Origin of the sequence: Tardiphaga sp. 866_E4_N1_4 (genome assembly GCF_052076075.1) — a bacterium.
In the GTDB taxonomy this organism is placed as follows: domain Bacteria; phylum Pseudomonadota; class Alphaproteobacteria; order Rhizobiales; family Xanthobacteraceae; genus Tardiphaga; species Tardiphaga robiniae.
The window spans coordinates 1788827-1805668 of record NZ_CP197242.1; the positions used below are offsets into that span (position 1 = coordinate 1788827).

General features: G+C 62.6%; 19 protein-coding genes. 7 read left to right on the plus strand and 12 right to left on the minus strand.

Going from position 1 to position 16842, the window contains the following annotated elements:
* Window positions 1-97: 97 nt before the first annotated feature.
* Window positions 98-880, plus strand: a complete 783-nt coding sequence (bcsS, locus tag AB8B20_RS09025) for a cellulose biosynthesis protein BcsS (protein WP_439072317.1) — start codon at window positions 98-100, stop codon at window positions 878-880.
* 8 nt (window positions 881-888) lie between these two features.
* Here bcsS and AB8B20_RS09030 read toward each other — a convergent pair whose 3' ends face one another.
* The 10 genes from AB8B20_RS09030 to AB8B20_RS09075 all read right to left on the minus strand — a co-directional run bounded on the left by AB8B20_RS09030 (window position 889) and on the right by AB8B20_RS09075 (window position 9662).
* Complete coding sequence (locus AB8B20_RS09030; protein WP_439072318.1) at window positions 889-2211, minus strand: adenylate/guanylate cyclase domain-containing protein; 1323 nt, start codon at window positions 2209-2211, stop codon at window positions 889-891.
* Between the two features lie 53 nt (window positions 2212-2264).
* Window positions 2265-2645, minus strand: coding sequence for a DUF4189 domain-containing protein (locus tag AB8B20_RS09035; RefSeq protein WP_439072319.1), 381 nt, complete (start codon window positions 2643-2645; stop codon window positions 2265-2267).
* A gap of 101 nt (window positions 2646-2746) precedes the next feature.
* Window positions 2747-4351: an NTP transferase domain-containing protein gene (locus AB8B20_RS09040; RefSeq protein WP_439072320.1), complete on the minus strand. Its 1605-nt coding sequence runs from the start codon at window positions 4349-4351 to the stop codon at window positions 2747-2749.
* Entirely contained in the window at window positions 4348-5064 is a 717-nt protein-coding gene (locus AB8B20_RS09045; protein ID WP_439072321.1) for an XdhC family protein, read from the minus strand. Before AB8B20_RS09045 ends, AB8B20_RS09040 begins: the two co-directional genes overlap by 4 nt.
* Window positions 5061-5390, minus strand: coding sequence for an XdhC family protein (locus AB8B20_RS09050; RefSeq protein ID WP_068736040.1), 330 nt, complete (start codon window positions 5388-5390; stop codon window positions 5061-5063). Before AB8B20_RS09050 ends, AB8B20_RS09045 begins: the two co-directional genes overlap by 4 nt.
* Before the next feature lie 11 nt (window positions 5391-5401).
* Entirely contained in the window at window positions 5402-6568 is a 1167-nt protein-coding gene (locus tag AB8B20_RS09055) for a vWA domain-containing protein (protein WP_439073049.1), read from the minus strand.
* Between the two features lie 190 nt (window positions 6569-6758).
* Window positions 6759-7667: an AAA family ATPase gene (locus AB8B20_RS09060; RefSeq protein ID WP_320444863.1), complete on the minus strand. Its 909-nt coding sequence runs from the start codon at window positions 7665-7667 to the stop codon at window positions 6759-6761.
* 38 nt (window positions 7668-7705) lie between these two features.
* On the minus strand, window positions 7706-8512 hold the full coding sequence (locus tag AB8B20_RS09065) for an FAD binding domain-containing protein (RefSeq protein WP_089264989.1): 807 nt from the start codon (window positions 8510-8512) through the stop codon (window positions 7706-7708).
* A gap of 46 nt (window positions 8513-8558) precedes the next feature.
* Complete coding sequence (locus AB8B20_RS09070; protein ID WP_089264990.1) at window positions 8559-9044, minus strand: (2Fe-2S)-binding protein; 486 nt, start codon at window positions 9042-9044, stop codon at window positions 8559-8561.
* Between the two features lie 171 nt (window positions 9045-9215).
* Entirely contained in the window at window positions 9216-9662 is a 447-nt protein-coding gene (locus tag AB8B20_RS09075) for an SRPBCC family protein (protein ID WP_089264991.1), read from the minus strand.
* Window positions 9663-9871: 209 nt separating this feature from the next.
* Between AB8B20_RS09075 and AB8B20_RS09080 the strand changes: the two genes are divergently transcribed.
* Genes AB8B20_RS09080 through AB8B20_RS09090 form a run of 3 tightly spaced genes read left to right on the plus strand, consistent with a single transcriptional unit; the run spans window position 9872 to window position 12426 of the window.
* Complete coding sequence (locus AB8B20_RS09080) at window positions 9872-11221, plus strand: 3-carboxy-cis,cis-muconate cycloisomerase (RefSeq protein WP_439072323.1); 1350 nt, start codon at window positions 9872-9874, stop codon at window positions 11219-11221.
* Between the two features lie 22 nt (window positions 11222-11243).
* Window positions 11244-12023, plus strand: coding sequence for a 3-oxoadipate enol-lactonase (gene pcaD / locus AB8B20_RS09085; RefSeq protein WP_231080065.1), 780 nt, complete (start codon window positions 11244-11246; stop codon window positions 12021-12023).
* A 13-nt stretch (window positions 12024-12036) separates the two neighbouring features.
* The gene (locus AB8B20_RS09090; RefSeq protein WP_439072324.1) at window positions 12037-12426 is read left to right on the plus strand and encodes a carboxymuconolactone decarboxylase family protein; all 390 of its coding nucleotides are present in this window, start codon (window positions 12037-12039) and stop codon (window positions 12424-12426) included.
* A 12-nt stretch (window positions 12427-12438) separates the two neighbouring features.
* Here the strand turns inward: AB8B20_RS09090 and AB8B20_RS09095 are convergent, their stop codons facing one another.
* Entirely contained in the window at window positions 12439-13050 is a 612-nt protein-coding gene (locus tag AB8B20_RS09095; RefSeq protein WP_439072325.1) for a hypothetical protein, read from the minus strand.
* Window positions 13051-13287: 237 nt separating this feature from the next.
* Window positions 13288-13440: a hypothetical protein gene (locus AB8B20_RS09100; RefSeq protein ID WP_170849538.1), complete on the minus strand. Its 153-nt coding sequence runs from the start codon at window positions 13438-13440 to the stop codon at window positions 13288-13290.
* A gap of 318 nt (window positions 13441-13758) precedes the next feature.
* Between AB8B20_RS09100 and AB8B20_RS09105 the strand changes: the two genes are divergently transcribed.
* The 3 genes from AB8B20_RS09105 to AB8B20_RS09115 are packed head-to-tail and all read left to right on the plus strand — an operon-like array spanning window position 13759 to window position 16836.
* Window positions 13759-14676 (plus strand): ABC transporter permease subunit, encoded by a 918-nt coding sequence (locus AB8B20_RS09105; RefSeq protein WP_089264995.1) that lies wholly within the window; start codon window positions 13759-13761, stop codon window positions 14674-14676.
* Window positions 14677-14686: 10 nt separating this feature from the next.
* Complete coding sequence (gene livM, locus AB8B20_RS09110) at window positions 14687-16009, plus strand: high-affinity branched-chain amino acid ABC transporter permease LivM (RefSeq protein WP_439072326.1); 1323 nt, start codon at window positions 14687-14689, stop codon at window positions 16007-16009.
* A complete protein-coding gene (locus AB8B20_RS09115) occupies window positions 16006-16836 on the plus strand; it encodes an ABC transporter ATP-binding protein (protein WP_089264997.1) in 831 nt (276 codons plus the stop codon). Before livM ends, AB8B20_RS09115 begins: the two co-directional genes overlap by 4 nt.
* Window positions 16837-16842: the final 6 nt, after the last annotated feature.

The window sequence follows — 16842 nt, forward strand, 5'->3', positions numbered from 1 at the left end:
ATTTTGTTGTGTTTCTGTTGCGTTGGGTGGGGGCTCGATGCGTTGGGGACTGGCGTTACGCGCCTTATGCGTTGCGGCGGCCGCATATTCCTGCGGCATGGCCTCGGCTCAGGATATCGGTGAGATCGACGCCACGATCGAACCGGCATCCGGCTCATCGAGCTTCTGGTCATCCCTGTTCGACACGCGTATCAAAAAACGGCGCGCCTTCGATTTTCTCTCCGGAGGCATGCCGGACCGCCTGATGTATTTCGGCGGTGTCGATGCGTCGCATTGGAGCCTCGGCGCCTATGGCGGCCTGCAATGGGCCCCCGCCGGCCTGAACAAGGACGGTTTCATTCTGCGTTTCTTTCTGTCGGAAAACCTCGAACGCTACACGACAGGCACGCGCTCCGACTACACCCAGATCAGCCGCGCGGCGATCCTGCCGGGCTACCTCATCCGAAACGGCAATCTGGAAGTTCAGCTATTGGCTGGCCTCGATATGGAAGCCGACTATTTTTACCACGATCAGCGCCGCTCCCGGCTTCGCGCGATGCTCGGCGCGCGGGGCACGATGGATGTCTGGTGGGAGCCGACACGCGAGCTGATGCTGCAATATGCCATCTCAGGCACGACCATCGATACTGGCTATACCACGCGCATTGCAGCCGGCTGGCGCCTGTTCGATTTGTTCTGGATCGGCCCGGAGGCAGCACTGTCGAACGACTATTTCAGCCAACAGACCCGGATCGGCGGGCATCTTACTGGCTTGCGCACCGGTCCTTACGAATGGTCATTCGCCGCGGGACATGTGCGGGACAATTTCGAGCGCCAGGGCGTCTATGCGCGCTTCGGCATGGTCATGCGACCGCCCCGCGCGCCATTCTTCGAGAACTGACGCAGCACTCAGCCCAAGCGCCAGATAGCCTGCGGCAGGTCATAGCCGCGGATCGGCACATCGCCGAGCAGTTCCGCGTCGCTGCAAGTGTCGCCCAAGGCATCGCGTATGGAAGCAGAGATCAGCAGTTGCGAGCCGAACTGTTTGTTGAGCGCCTCAAGCCGGGCCGCGAAGTTCACGGTATCGCCGATGACGGTGTATTCCTTGCGGCGCGGGGAGCCAACGTTGCCGGCAATCACGGCCCCAATATGAAGCCCGATGCCGATGCGCAGAGGCCATTCACTGTCCCGATTGCTTTTGTCGACAGCTATGAGCATCTCGCGTGCCGCTTGTACGGCGCAATGCGCCGCATTCGGATCCTCAATGGGCGCTCCGAACAGCGCGAGAAATCCGTCCCCGAGAAACTTGTTCACGATCCCGGAATGTCGATCCAGCACCTCGACCAATAGAGCAAAGGTCTCGTCGAGCCGATCCACCACCTCGCGGGGCGAATGCACACGGGTCGCTGCGGTAAAGTTACGGATATCGACGAACATCACCGCGACCTGACGCATCTCGGTCGTAGAGCTCGTTCCCGACGCCAGCAACTGCTCCACAACCTGCGGCGAGACATGCTGACCGAACAGATTGGTGACACGATCGCGCGCCGAAGTTGCCGCGATGCTCGCCTCGAACTGGCGACGGAGTTGCAAGCCGACCGCGCCTGCAAGAATACCGCAGAGCAGGACCATGGCGCTGCGGATAAGCTGAAACGCAAAATCCGGTGCCGGTTCCGAGGCGAATTGCACCGGATGATACAGCATGGCCAGCGCGAGCATCTGGGCGGCCGCGACAAAGCCCGTAAATGTCGACAGCCAGAAATCGAGCCGAAGCGTGGATAGAATGATGAAGATGAAATAGGACAAAGGCGCCGCAAATGCCAACGCCGCCGCCGGCCCCATCCAGCCCATATGGAGATGCAGTGCGGCCGTCGGAATGCTGGTCTCGATGAGTGCGCTCAGATAGCGCCGCCCCTGCGCAATATCCTGCCCTGCAGCGATGCGCTGATTGACCTTGTAAAGAACGAAGAATTCGAACAGCAGCAGCGGGCCCGTGATCATAAAAGACGATTTAAGATCGAACTGGCCATTGGATATGCGCGCGAAGCTCGACGGCGCCAGCAGATAGGCGATGGACAGCGACAGCGTCACGATCACCACGGTGCCAATGACCGTCTTGACCCGCAACCGTTCGGTCAACAGCATCTCGCGGCTCAGCGCCTTGCGAAATTCGCGAACGGACGGATCGGCGTCGGCGGCAGACTTCAGAAGTGTCCGGAAAAATTGAATCATTGCAGCAGTCTAGCTGCCGCAGGCGCATTGAACGAGATATTTGTCGGGGAGCTCTAGCCCTTGGCGTCGCAGGCCCATGCGCGGATGACGCATTCCTTACCGCCGTAGTCATAGCATTTCTTGGTCGCCTGATTCAGCGAACTCGAAATACGGGGCGCCACGGCATAGCCGTGTGCGCCGCAGGGATTCTTCATATCCACGGCGAAGGCTGCACAGGCGCGGTTCATCGTGACGGTCGTGCATTCGCCCTTGCACTGCTTCTTAGCGGCCGCCAGCGCCGCCCCCTGCGCCGGATAGTCGAAGGCCTGGCCATAGGCGCCGCACTTGCCCACGGCGAGGGCACCAGCGGCCGAAGCCACATCCATGGCACCGACGCTCATCAACAAGACAACGGCGACAATCGCGCGACGACGCGCGGCAACAAACAGTGACAATTTCCCCTCCCCCGAGGTCGATCGAGGCAGACGCTAAAGGAAGGGCGTTTCAACTTGGTGAACGAAAGTGCAATGCGGCGGCCCGTCGCATGCGCCATGCGTTAGCCGCTCCGCGCGTCTTCCAGCGCCTGCGGTGTATCGATATCGAGGAAGGCGCCGTGGCCTTCCACGGCCACATCGGCAACGGCTTCTGCGTGCTTCATGATCAGGTGCCGGGCACCGATATCGCCGTCCAGCGTCATCAACTCATTGAAGAAGCGCCGAGACCACAACACGGGATTACCGCGCCGGCCATCGCTTACAGGGACGACGATGAGGTTGCCGCGATCCGGCGCGAAGGATTCGATCAACCGGTCGATCAACTGGGCATCGATCAGCGGCATGTCGCCGAGGCAAACCACCGCGCCGTTCGCAGCCGCAGGGACGACCGCAATGCCAGCTTTCACCGAACTGGCCAAGCCATCGGCAAAATCAGGGTTGTAGACGAACGTGACTTTGAGTCCGGCCAGCGCCTTCTCGACCTCGGGCGCCTGATGACCTGTCACCACCGTTACGCTCGATGCTTTCGATGCGATCGCCTGTTCGGCGACTATCCGGACCAATGCCTTGCCGTTGAGTTCGGCGAGCAACTTGTTCGGCCCCCCCATCCGGGTCGAACGGCCGGCGGCCAGAATAACGGCGGCGACGTTGCTGTTGCCATCGCTGCCGACGGGCACGCGCGGCTGTGGCCGGGTGACGATTTCCATCAGCAAACCGCCGACGCCCATGCCGGTGAGATCGGTGCGGGTCACCTTGAGACCGGCCAGCAGCCGCATCAGCACCCAGTCGAAGCCGTTCTCCACCGGCGACCGCGCGCAGCCTGGCGCACCCAGCACCGGCACGTTGCCGGCCCTGCCGATCAGAAGCAGATTGCCGGGGTCGACCGGCATGCCGAAATGTTCGATGGCGCCGCCGATTTGCTCGATCGCCGACGGGATGACATCACGGCGGTCGGCAATGGCCGAGGCGCCGAACACAATCACCAGCTCGGCGCCGAGCCCGAGCAGTTCCTTGATTGTTTTCGCCAGCACTTTCTCGTCGTGCGGCACGCGGCGCTCGGCGATGATCTTCGCACCAGCAGGCGCAAGGCGCTCTTCGGTCACACGCAGTGTCTTGTCGATCACCTTCGGCGACAGCCCCGGCAACAGCGTCGAGACGATGCCGACTTTCTTGACCGTGTAAGGCGCGATTCTCATTGCGCCGCCCGAGGCAACCTGGACGGCCGCGTCGCGCAGCGTACCGGCGACGCCGAACGGGATCAGCTTGACGGTCGCGATCATCTCGCCTTCGACCACCGGCTTGTAGGCCGCCAGCGTTGCAAAGGTGATCGCTTCATCGACCGCATTGATGCGATCGACGATGGCGCGATCGACGACCAGCACGCCCGGCGCCCCCGCAAACAGATTGGCGCGGCCCGTGAAGGCGCGCTCAACATTGACGCCCTCGCCCGCCACTGCCTGCGCGATGCTGGCGGCTGCGACGTCCTCGGACACGTCGCCCTCTTCGAGACGTACGACGACCACGTCCTTGACGCCCGCGCCGGTCAGCGCGGCGACTTCATCGGGACCGATAGTGGTTCCCTTCTTGAGAACAAGCGAGCCCTGACGCAGTGTGTGGACGGTCACGCCGCCAAGTGCATCCGCCGGACTGGCGGGACCGAACTTCATGGGTTGCTCACTTTGGACAATTCCGCGGGTATCGTCTTGGGCATCCGTAGTTCGGCGGTGATCTCGGCCATGATCGAGACCGCGATCTCCGATGGCGAAACAGCACCGATATTGAGACCGATCGGCGCCTTGATCCGCGCGAAGTCAGCCTCGCTGACGCCCTGCGCCTTCAGCCGGTCGCCGCGCTTGGCGTGGGTTTTTCGCGAGCCCAGCGCGCCGATATAGAAGCAGTTCTTCTCGAACGCGTGCAGCAGCGCGGGATCGTCGATCTTCGGATCATGGGTCACGGCGACGAAGGCTGTGTAGTGATCGATGTTGAGGCCCGGCAGCGCCTCATCCGGCCATTCGGCGATCAGCTTCACGTCCGGGAAACGCTCGGGGCTGGCAAAGGCTGTGCGCGGATCGACCACCGTCACATCGTAATCCAGCGACCGCGCCAGCGGCGCCAAAGCCTGGCTGATATGGACGGCGCCGATGATCACGAGCCGCGCGGTCGGCGCGTAGACGTTGAAGAACAGCTTCGTGCCGTCAGCCTCGACCATCGCGCTCTTGCCCATGCGGAGCTGCTTCTCGAGCTCGGCATGCAGCGGATCGGCGCCGAAATCGGCGGCCTTCACCAGGCGTTGTGTTCCATCGGATATATCGGTGATCAAAATAACGGGGCGCCGAGCGGCGCGTTCCGCGTTCAGGGTGGCGAGCGTCTCGGCTTTCACGACTGCCCCACCTTCTCGACGAACACGCGGATGGTGCCGCCACAGGACAGGCCGACATTCCACGCGGTCTCGTCAGCCACGCCGAATTCGAGCAATTTGGGCTCGCCACTCGCAATCACATCGAGCGCCTCGGTGACCACGGCGCCTTCGACGCAACCGCCGGAAACCGAACCCAGGAAGGTGCCGTCATCATTGATGACGAGATTCGAGCCTGCGGGGCGCGGCGCCGACCCCCAGGTCTCAACCACGGTGGCCAGCGCCACGCCGTGCCCGGCCTTCTGCCACGCCTCGGCAGCCTGCAGGATGTCTTCATCGCGATTGAGCATGGAAGCCTCTCTTAAGCTGCGGGCCGGATCAGGCTGCGGTGATGGACCGGGGGCGCCGATGACAGCGCCTTGATCAGTCCGTCGATCGAACTCAAATTATGCACCGGGCGGAATTCGTCAACGTGCGGGAGCATCATTTTGATACCCTGCGCTTTCGGCTCGAAGCCGTCGAAGCGCAATAGCGGGTTGAGCCAGATCAGCCGCCGGCAGGAGCGATGCAGCCGGTCCATCTCGAAGGCCAGTTGCGAATCCGCCTCCCGCTCCAAACCGTCGGAAATTAGCAGCACGATGGCCCCTTGGCCGAGCACGCGGCGCCCCCACAGCTTGTTGAAGTTGTGCAGCGACGCGGAAATGCGCGTGCCGCCGGCCCAGTCTTCCACCGAGGCCGAGCATGAGGCCAGCGCCTCGTCGGGATCACGCGACCGCAGCGCCCGCGTCACATTGGTCAGCCGGGTGCCAAACAGAAAAACCGAGACGCGCTTGCGGGCGTCCGTAATGGCATGAAGGAAGTGCAGGAATAGCCGGGTATATTCACTCATCGAGCCGGAGATATCGAGCAGCGCGACAATCGGCGCCGGCTTATCGATCAGGCCGAGCCTGCGGATATCGATGATGTCACCGCCCGTGCGGAGGCTGCCGCGCAGCGTGCGCCGCAGATCGAGCCGCGCGCCGTGCTTGTCCGGCTGGGTGCGGCGCGTGCGCAATTCAGCTTGCGGCAGCCGCATATTGGCGATAGCGCGCGTGACCTCGGCGATCTCCGCTGCGCTCATCTGTGCAAAATCCTTCTTCTGCAAAACCTCGCGGTCGGAGACCGACAGCCTGATTTCCTGCTCCTGCGGCGCCTCGCGCTCTTGGCCCTGCGCCGGTTGCGCCATCGCCTCCTGTACGCGGCGCGAGGCCGGCGGCGGCTTGCGCTTGGCATCGTCGGGCAGCGGCACCGAATCCAGCATCTGCTTCCATTCGTCGGCCGCACGGAAGAACAAATCGAAGGCCTGGGCGAACACCAGCGCGTGCTCGTGGCGCTTAACGAAGATCGCTTCCAGCGTCGTGAACACGTCAGCGCGCTTGCCGATCTCGATTATCTGCAGGGCATTCAGCGCATCGATCACCGCCCCCGGTCCGACCGGCAGCCCGGCGGCGCGGAGCGCACGCGCAAAGCCGATGACATTGTCTGCCATCTGGCCGGTCGGTGGATTGAGATGGTCGATGGGCAAACCTAACTCCGTCGTTCCGGGGCGGGCGCGCCACTTGCGCGACCGAACCTCAGCCACTCCAATTGGAGTGGTGGGGAACCTCGATGTGTTCAACTGCTTCGGGATTCCGGGTTCGCGTTCGGCTATCGCCGCCCGCGCCCCGGAATGACGAGTGTTAATCGCTCGTCGCTTCCTTGATCACCTTCGCCAGCGCATCGCCCTGCATGCGCTGGATATCGTCCTGATACTTCAATAGCGCGCCCAGCGTATCGCCCACCACCTGCGGCGTCAGCGAGCGGGCATCCAGTTCAGTCAATGCGGTCGCCCAGTCCAGAGTCTCGGCAACGCCCGGCGACTTGTAGAAATCCTGATCGCGCAGTGCCTGCACGAATCTCACTACCTGCTGCGAGAGCTTTGCGGAGATGCCCGGCACCCGCGACTTGACGATGGCGAGTTCGCGCTCGGCGTTGGGATAGTCGACCCAGTGATACAGACAGCGCCGCTTCAGCGCGTCGTGAATCTCGCGGGTGCGGTTCGATGTGACGATGACGATGGGCGGCGCCGGCGCCTTGACCGTGCCGAGCTCGGGGATGGTCACCTGGAAGTCGCTGAGGATCTCGAGAAGATAGGCTTCAAACGCCTCGTCCGCGCGATCGAGCTCGTCGATCAAGAGCACCGGTGCGCCGTTGACGTCCGGCTCAAGCGCCTGCAGAAGCGGACGCTTGATCAGGTAGCGCTCGGCGAAGATGTCGCTGGCCAGTTGATCGCGGTCGGTATCGCCGGCAGCTTCCGCCAGACGGATCGCGATCATTTGAGAGGCGCTGTTCCACTCATAGACTGCGGAGGACACGTCGAGGCCTTCGTAGCACTGCAGCCGGATCAGCTTGCGGCCCAATGCTGCCGACAGCACCTTGGCGATCTCGGTCTTGCCGACTCCGGCCTCGCCTTCGAGAAACAGCGGCCGGCCCATTTTCAGCGAGAGATAGGTGACTGTTGCCAGCGAACGCTCGGCGAGATAGCCGCGCGATGTCAGCAATTCCAGCATGCCATCGACGGAAGTGGGGAGCGCCGATGGCTTAGTCATGAGAGAACCAATCCGGGAAAGTGCGGACCTGACAAATATCAGGCCCGGTTGTTGGCGGCTTCGACCGCGCGCTTGGCCAGCACGCCAATCAGATGCGCGCGATACTCGGCGCTGCCATGGAGATCGCTGTTGAGGCCTTCGGCAGGCACCGTAAGCCCGTCCAGCGCCTTTGGCGAGAACCGCTTCTGCAATGCAGCCTCGAACTCCTCGACGCGGAACACACCATCCGAGCCCGCACCGGTGACCGTGACCCGCACACCCGAGGGCAGACGCGCCACGAACACCCCAACAAGTGCATAGCGCGAGGCCTGGTTGCGGAACTTGATATAGGCCGCCTTCTTCGGCACCGGGAACGAGACCTTGGTGATGATCTCGTCCGCTTCCAGCGCGGTGGTGAACAGGCCCTGGAAGAACTCTTCCGGCTTCAGCTTGCGCTTGTTGGTGGTGATCGTGGCACCGAGGGCCATCACGGCTGCGGGATAGTCCGCCGTGGGATCGTTATTGGCGAGCGAACCACCGATGGTGCCCTTGTGGCGCACAGCGGGATCGCCGATCAGGCCGGCGAGTTCGGCCAGCGCCGGAATGGCTTCGCCAACGATCGGCGACGCCGCGACAGCGGCATGCTTGGCGAGCGCGCCGATCACCAGCGAACGCCCCTTCATCTCGATGCCGTCGACACCCTCGATATGCGAGAGATCGATGATATGCGGCGGTGCCGCCAAACGCTGCTTCATGACCGGCACCAGCGTATGACCACCGGCAATCAGCTTGGCGTCTTCGTTCTTGATGAGGAGATTGGCGGCCTGCCGCACGGTCGACGGACGATGATATTTGAATTCGTACATGGGTTGGGATCCCTGATTCGCGGTGCGCGATTATCGTTGTGCGTCGTTATGCGAGATCGGACTTCGCCATCGCCTTGGCGCCGGCTGCGATCGACGCCACGATGTTCTGATAACCGGTGCAGCGACAGAGATTGCCTTCGAGTTCTTCGCGGATCAGATGATCACTGAGATCATGTCCCTTGCGATGCACGAGGTCCACCGCGGTCATGATCATGCCGGGAGTGCAGAAGCCGCACTGCAGACCGTGATGCTCGCGAAACGCCTCCTGCATCGGATGCAGCGGCGCGCCATCGGCTGCGAGGCCTTCGATGGTCTTCACCTCGTGACCGTCGGCCATGACAGCGAGCGTGGTGCACGACTTCACGGCCTTGCCGTCGAGATGCACAACGCAGGCGCCGCATTGCGACGTGTCGCAACCCACATGGGTGCCGGTCAGCCGCAGATTCTCACGCAGAAACTGCACCAGCAATGTGCGCGGATCGATATTGCCGGTGACGGGATTGCCGTTCACGATCATCGAGATTTTGGCCATATGCACTCTCTTGGTCCGCGTCCCATTGCGTGGCGACACGGTCATTAAAATCATTCCAAATGCATAATATGGCCCATCCCGGCAATGAGCAACCTCAAGTCGGGACGGTCTCTGGTGTGTTTTTCCGCGGTATCAAGCACACTTGATCGCCGCTATCAGACGCTCCGAACCTTAGCCTTGAACGGCTTTGGCGAAGTTTGCGAAGAACTCGTCGGCGATCTTCTTGGCTGAACCGTTGATCAGGCGCTGACCGAGCTGGGCCAGCTTGCCGCCGATCTGGGCCTCCACATTGTAGGTCAGGAGCGTGCCGCCGTCCTTGTCGGTCAGGCCGACGACAGCGCCGCCCTTGGCAAAGCCGGCCACGCCGCCCTCGCCTTCACCGGTGATCTTGTAGCCGTTGGGCGGATCGAGATCACTCAGCGTGACCTTGCCCTTGAAACGCGCGGAGACCGGGCCGACCTTGATCTTGGCGGTGGCACGAAAGCCGCCTTCCTCCGTGGTCTCGAGCTCTTCGCAGCCCGGGATGCAGGCCTTCAGCACTGCGGGGTCGTTGAGCTTTCCCCATACCACTTCGCGGGGCGCGGCAAGCTGGACTTCACCGCTCATCGTCATGGCCATGGGTCTGTCTCCTGAATTTGTCGCCGTCCGGAATTGAGGCTGTCATCCCCAAGGGATTGCCCCCAATCCCAAGTAATGCACAGGCGGCGCAAAGGAAAGACCGTCCGGCGAGATGGGGGCGATGCCTATTCGCAGTGCAACAAGCGACGGCGACAAGAAGATTGCGGGGGATTGGCAGACTCTCGCCGGAATGGTTAGGTCCCGCACAGATGAGCACATCCCTGTCCCCTCTGCTGGCACCCTTGTTGTCGAGCCCCGCGATGCGTGCGGTTTGCGATGATACCGCTTATTTGCAGCATATGCTGGACTTCGAAGCCGCACTGGCGCGCGCCGAGGCTACGGTCGGGGTGATTCCCGCCAGCGCGGCGGCGGCCATCGAAGCCGCCTGCAAAGCTGATCAGTTCGATCTCGCGGCACTCGCCGATGCAGCCACGCGTTCCGGCAATCTCGCCATCCCGCTGGTCAAGACGCTCACCGCCAAAGTGGCGAAAGCCGATGCCGAGGCCGCGCGCTACGTGCATTGGGGCGCCACCAGTCAGGACGTCATCGACAGCGCCACCATGCTCGGCCTGCGCGCCGCCATTGACGCTCTGCTCGCGGATCTCGACCGCGCCATCGCCGGCTTTGCAGCCTTGGCGATCAAGCACCGCAACACCGCTGTGGTCGCCCGCACCTGGCTGCAGCACGCGCTGCCGATGCCATTCGGGCTGAAGCTCGCCGAATATGCTTCGGCGCTGCACCGTTCGCGCTTGCGGCTGAAACGATTGCGCGCCGAAGGTCTCGCACTGCAATTCGGCGGCGCAGCCGGCACGCTTGCTGCGCTCGGCAACAAGGGCCTCGTCGTTGCAGAGCAACTCGCCAAGGAATTGCAGCTGCCCCTCCCCGATGCGCCATGGCACACCCATCGCGACCGTATCGCCGAAGTGGCTTCCGTGCTGGCGATCCTGTCCGGCTCCTGCGGCAAGATCGCTCGCGACGTCTCGCTGATGATGCAGACCGATGTCGGCGAAGCGTTCGAGCCCTCCGGCGAAGGCCGCGGCGGCTCCTCCACCATGCCGCACAAACGCAATCCCGTGGCATCAGCCTCCGCGCTTGGCGCCGCGACCATGGCGCCGAATCTCGCCGCAACGATCTTTGCCGCTCAGATCCAGGATCACGAACGCAGTGCCGGACCGTGGCACGCGGAATGGCCGACCCTGCCGACGCTGTTGCTGGTCACGTCAGGCGCCCTTGCCGCCATTGTCGATATCGCCGAGGGGCTGGAGGTCGACACCGAGCGGATGCGTCTCAATCTCGATACGACGCACGGGCTTATCATGGCGGAAGCCGTGACCTTTGCACTCGCCGAAAAGCTCGGCAAGAGCGACGCCCATCACCTGGTCGAGGCCGCCACCAAGCGCGCCGTTGCTGAGAAGAAACATCTGCGCGATGTGCTCACGGCCGATCCCAAGGTCAGCGCGCAGCTTAGCGCTGCCGCGATCGCCAAACTGTTCGAGCCGATGGATTATCAGGGCATCTCGCAAGCCCTGATCGACCGCCAGCTCGCCTCACTCAGTTAAGAAGAAACTCGGGAGACACACCATGCCCATGATCGACGCCGACGGCTGCCTGCTGAATGTCTCCGTGGAGGGCCGCGACAGCGGGCCGACGCTGATGATGTCGAACTCGCTTGGCTGCACCATGGCGATGTGGGAGCCGCAGATGCCGGCGCTGACAAAGCTGTTTCGCGTGATCCGCTACGATCGCCGCGGCCACGGCAAGTCCGGCATGAACGGCCCGACCTCGATGGAACGCTACGGCAAGGATGTGCTGGCGATCCTCGACGACCTCAACATCGACAAGGTGCACTGGTGCGGGTTATCGATGGGCGGCATGGTCGGCCAGTGGTTAGGCGCCAACGCGCCTGAGCGTTTCAACAAGATCATCCTGGCCAATACTAGCTGCTACTATCCGGATCCGACCAACTGGCATAACCGCATCAAGGCGGTGCGCGAGGGTGGCCTCAAAGCGGTGGCCGATGCCGTCATCGGCGGCTGGCTCACCGCCGACTTCCGCGAGCGCGAGCCAGAGACCACCGCGAAGATGAAGGCGATGCTGATCGCCTCGCCGGTCGAAGGTTATCTCGCCGCCTGCGAGGCACTGAGCACGCTCGATCAGCGCGCGCTGCTGCCCAAGATCAAAAGCCCAACGCTGGTAATCGCCGGCCGTCAGGACAACGCAACACCGGTTGCGGCTGGTGAACTGATCCGCAGCAACATCCCCGGCGCGAGCATGACTCTGTTGGACGCCGCACACATCTCGAACGTCGAACAGCCCTACGCTTTCACTGACGCCGTCGTTGGCTTCCTGACGCAGCGCTGAACGGAGACCTAAGATGGACGAGCAACAGCGCGCCGCCGAAGGCACCGCAAAACGCCGCAAGGTTCTCGGCAATGCCTGGGTCGACAAATCGGCCGCCGGGAAGAACGCATTCAATGCGGATTTTCTCGACCTGATCAGCCGCTACGCCTGGGGCGAGATCTGGACGCGGCCGCATTTCGACGACCGCACGCGCCGCGTATTGGTGATCGGCACCATGCTCGCACTCGGCCAGTGGGACGAATTCCGCATGCATGTGCGCGCCGCCCTCACCGAAGGCGGCTTCACACCGGACGACATCAAGGAAATCCTGCTGCAACAGGCAATCTATTGCGGCGTGCCGGCGGCCAATCACGCTACCAAGGAAGCCGGAGCGATCATCAAAGAGCTCGGGCCGGCCATTTAGGCGACCTTTTATTTAGGCAACCTTCTGTAAAAGCTCCGCGTCGTTGGCTGCCTTGCCCGGCTGCCCGGGATCAAGCTCCTGCGCCGCCGCGCGGCGTAGCGGCGGCTCGATCGCCAGCAGCACTGCAGCGCCGAGCATCAACAGTAATTCTGTAATGTGCAGCCGCATCGCGGTGATCTCGCCGACCTTCGATGCCATCATCATACTGGCGAACGAGATCACGCCGCCGATACCAAGCGCCATCATCAACGCCTCGTCGCAGCCGCCCGTCTTGCGGATTTTCGGCCGTGTGATGAAGACCAGGAATACCGTGAAGAAAGCGACCACCGTCAGCTTGCCGACGGCGAGCAGCCACGCATAGCGCACCGTGCCCATGCTGGAAAATTGCATGTAGTCGCTGAGAAACAGCGCCAGTGAAATATTGGGGCGCTCATAGAAGCCCTGGATTGGCGAGACCATGATGCGGAATGCAAAGATGGTCCAGGTCGGGATGAAATAGCAGGCGATCAGCGCGCCCGTGAACGTGCTGATCCGCCAAGTCTGAAACGTACCGGTCTGAAACGTGCCAGCCTGCAGAGTTCCACCCTGATGGGCTCCGGTCTGGTCTGCGCTGCTCTGATCCATCACGTCGTCCATCGCTCTGCCGGCGACTCGCAGGAGTCGCACGCCTGCGCCGACGTAACGCCCGTTCAATCAGACGGACAACGTAAACCAATTGGTAACCTTAATTCGAAAATTGCCGGGATAACGGCGGGGGAATACGATCGGGACTTGCCAAACGAAAAGCCCCGCCTTTCGGCGGGGCCTTCCACATGGGTCGCTGAGAACGACCCAAATCTCGATTGATGTCTGCCTGACGGCCTATCTCTGGCCCTGCCGGCCCGGGTCCTGCTCGTGGTCGGGCTTCATTCCACCGCCCTGCTGCTGACCGGGCTTCTGGCCCTGCTGCCCGGGGTTCTGGCTCTGCTGGCCTGGCTTCTGCTGACCGGGCTTTTGCTGGTTCTGATTGGACATTCTTCAATCTCCTGTGTTGAACCATTCAACGCCCGACAACGTGCAGCCCCGATCTTCGTTTCGGTTCCCGCGTGATGATTGCAAGGCCGTTGCGCGGCGCAACTGTGACACCGGAACAGCCGCAAATAAGGCGCGGATTTGTGTGCGCTGCGGCGCAAGCGAACGGACGCCAATCGCCGCGAAAAACAGCATGTACAGGCTACTTTAGCCGCACCAGCCCCTGTTGCCGCCTCCAATGGCCGCTGTTAGAAAACGATACAACGACGCCATGATCCGGCTGCCGGATCATGGTGGCGCCTCACTCGAATTCGGCAGCGCATGGATTATTTCGCCCAGCAACTGATCAACGGACTCGTGCTCGGCTCCATCTATGGCCTGATCGCGATCGGCTACACGATGGTCTACGGCATCGTCGGCATGATCAATTTCGCCCATGGCGACATCTTCATGATCGGCGGCTTCATCGCGCTGATCACTTTTCTCATCCTGGTGTCGATCGGCCTTACCGCGGTGCCGGTGATCTTGCTGCTGGTGCTTCTGGTCTCGATGGCAATCACCTCGCTCTATGGCTGGACCATCGAGCGCATCGCCTATCGTCCCCTGCGCCACTCCTTCCGCCTCGCGCCGATGCTGTCGGCGATCGGCATGTCTTTCGTGCTGACCAATTTCTCGCAGGTCGCACAGGGCGCCCGCGTCAAGCCGGTGCCGCCGATCATCACCGGCGGCTACACGCTGCACGAAGGTGCCGACGGTTTCGCCGTACGCTTGTCCAACATCCAGATCATCGTCGTCATCACCACCATCGTGCTGCTGGCACTGTTCACCTGGCTGGTTGCGCGCACGCGCCTCGGCCGCGACATGCGCGCCTGCGAGCAGGACCAGACCATGGCCTCACTGCTCGGCGTCGATGTCGACCGCACCATCTCCATGACCTTCGTGATCGGCGCAGCCTTGGCTGCGGTCGCGGGCATGATGTACCTGCTCTATTACGGCCTCGTGGATTTCTTCATGGGCTTCGTCGCCGGCATCAAGGCCTTCACGGCCGCCGTGCTCGGCGGCATCGGCTCGCTACCTGGCGCGATGCTCGGCGGCTTGCTGATCGGCCTGATCGAGACATTGTGGGCCGCCTACTTCTCCACCGAATACAAAGATGTCGCCGCCTTTTCGATTCTGATCGTGGTGCTGATCTTCCTGCCGACCGGCCTGCTCGGCCGCCCCGAAGTCGAAAAAGTCTGACGGGATCCAAGTGGCAGCAACCGCATCACAAGCAAAGACTGCCCGCGGCCCGGACGCCGCATTCATCCTCAAGAAGGCTGTGATCTCCGCGCTGGTGGCGCTGGTGCTGTTCTCGCTGATGATCGGCATCCGAACCGAAGCCGGCTCCGACGGACAGCTGACCTGGTGGACCCGCTTCGGCGATCTCGCCGCGATGGTCGCCGTGGTGTTCGGCGGCAGTATCGTCATGGAGCTGCTGCGCCGCTGGTGGGGGCCGGTGGGTACTGCGCGCGTGATGCCGCCTTCGGCGACCAAGGCATTCTCCTTCGCCGGCCGTGCGCTGGTGCCGGCGCTGTTGATCTTCACCTTCCTCGTCCCCGTGATCTTTTACGACGAGCGCTACATCCTCGATCTCGGCATTCTCGTGCTGACCTACGTGATGCTCGGCTGGGGCCTCAATGTGGTTGTCGGCCTCGCCGGCCTGCTCGATCTCGGCTATGTCGCCTTCTATGCCGTCGGCGCCTATTCCTACGCGCTGCTGGCCACCAATTTCGGCCTGTCGTTCTGGATCTGCCTGCCGCTCGCCGGAATCCTCGCCGCGTTCTTCGGCGTGCTGCTCGGCTTTCCAGTCCTGCGGCTGCGCGGCGACTACCTCGCGATCGTTACCCTGGCCTTTGGCGAGATCATCCGCCTCGTCATCATCAACTGGCAGACGCTGACCGGCGGTCCCAACGGCATCTCCGGCATTCCGCGCCCAACCATGTTCGGCATTCCGCTGACGCCCGGCGATGACGGCCTCGCTGTCCTCCTTCGCATCGAGTTCTCGCCGACCCACCGCATCGTCTTCCTGTTCTATCTGATCCTCGCCCTCGCACTGCTCACCAACTGGGTCACCATCCGCCTGCGCCGCCTACCGATCGGCCGCGCCTGGGAAGCGCTGCGCGAAGACGAAGTTGCCTGCCGCGCGCTCGGTATCAACACAACGACGACGAAGCTCACCGCCTTTGCCACCGGCGCCATGTTCGGCGGCTTCGCCGGGGCGTTCTTCGCGACCCGTCAGGGCTTCATCAGCCCGGAATCCTTCACCTTCCATGAGTCGGCGCTGGTGCTGGCCATCGTCGTGCTCGGCGGCATGGGTTCACAGCTCGGCGTAGCGCTCGCAGCGCTGGCGATGATCGGCGGTTTCGAACTGTTCCGCGGGCTCGAGCAATTCCGCATGTTGGTATTCGGCGGCGCCATGGTGCTGCTGATGATCTGGCGCCCGCGCGGCCTGATCGGCCACCGCGCTCCCACCGTCTTTCTCGAACGCAATACGGCAATCTCGTCCGACCTCGTCAAAGAGGGACACGGATGAACATCAACGACATCCTCAGCGTTGAAAATCTGACGATGCGCTTCGGCGGCATCGTGGCCGTCAACGATCTCTCCTTCACGGCCGAGCGCGGCAAGATCACTGCGCTGATCGGTCCCAACGGCGCCGGCAAGACTACCGTCTTCAATTGCATCACCGGCTTCTACAAGCCGACATCCGGCACCATCAAGCTGCGCCACAGCGACGGTGAATGGCGGCTGGAGCGACTGAACGATTTTCGCATCTCCAAGATCGCCAAGGTTGCGCGCACCTTCCAGAATATCCGGTTGTTCCCCGGGATGACCGCACTGGAAAACCTGATGGTGGCGCAGCACAACACGCTGATGCGCGCTTCTGGCTTCACTCTTCTCGGCCTGTTCGGCGTGCCCAGCTATCGCGCCGCCGAGAAGGCTGCGATCGACCTCGCGCGCTACTGGCTCGATCAGATCGGCCTGCTGGAGCGCGCTGACGATGCCGCCGGCAACCTGCCTTACGGCGACCAGCGTCGCCTCGAAATCGCGCGCGCAATGTGTACCGAACCCGCACTGCTCTGCCTCGACGAACCCGCTGCCGGCCTCAATGCGCGGGAGAGCGCCGCGCTCAACGAGCTATTGCTCAAGATCCGCGCCGAACATGGCACATCGATCCTGCTCATCGAGCATGACATGTCCGTCGTGATGCAGATCTCCGACCATATCAACGTGCTCGATTACGGCGTGAAGATCGCCGACGGCACGCCGCAGCAAATTCGCGACAATCCCAAAGTCATCGCCGCCTATCTCGGCGCGGATGAAGAGGAAGCCATTGCGGTGATGGAGGGCGAGACGTGAGCGCCA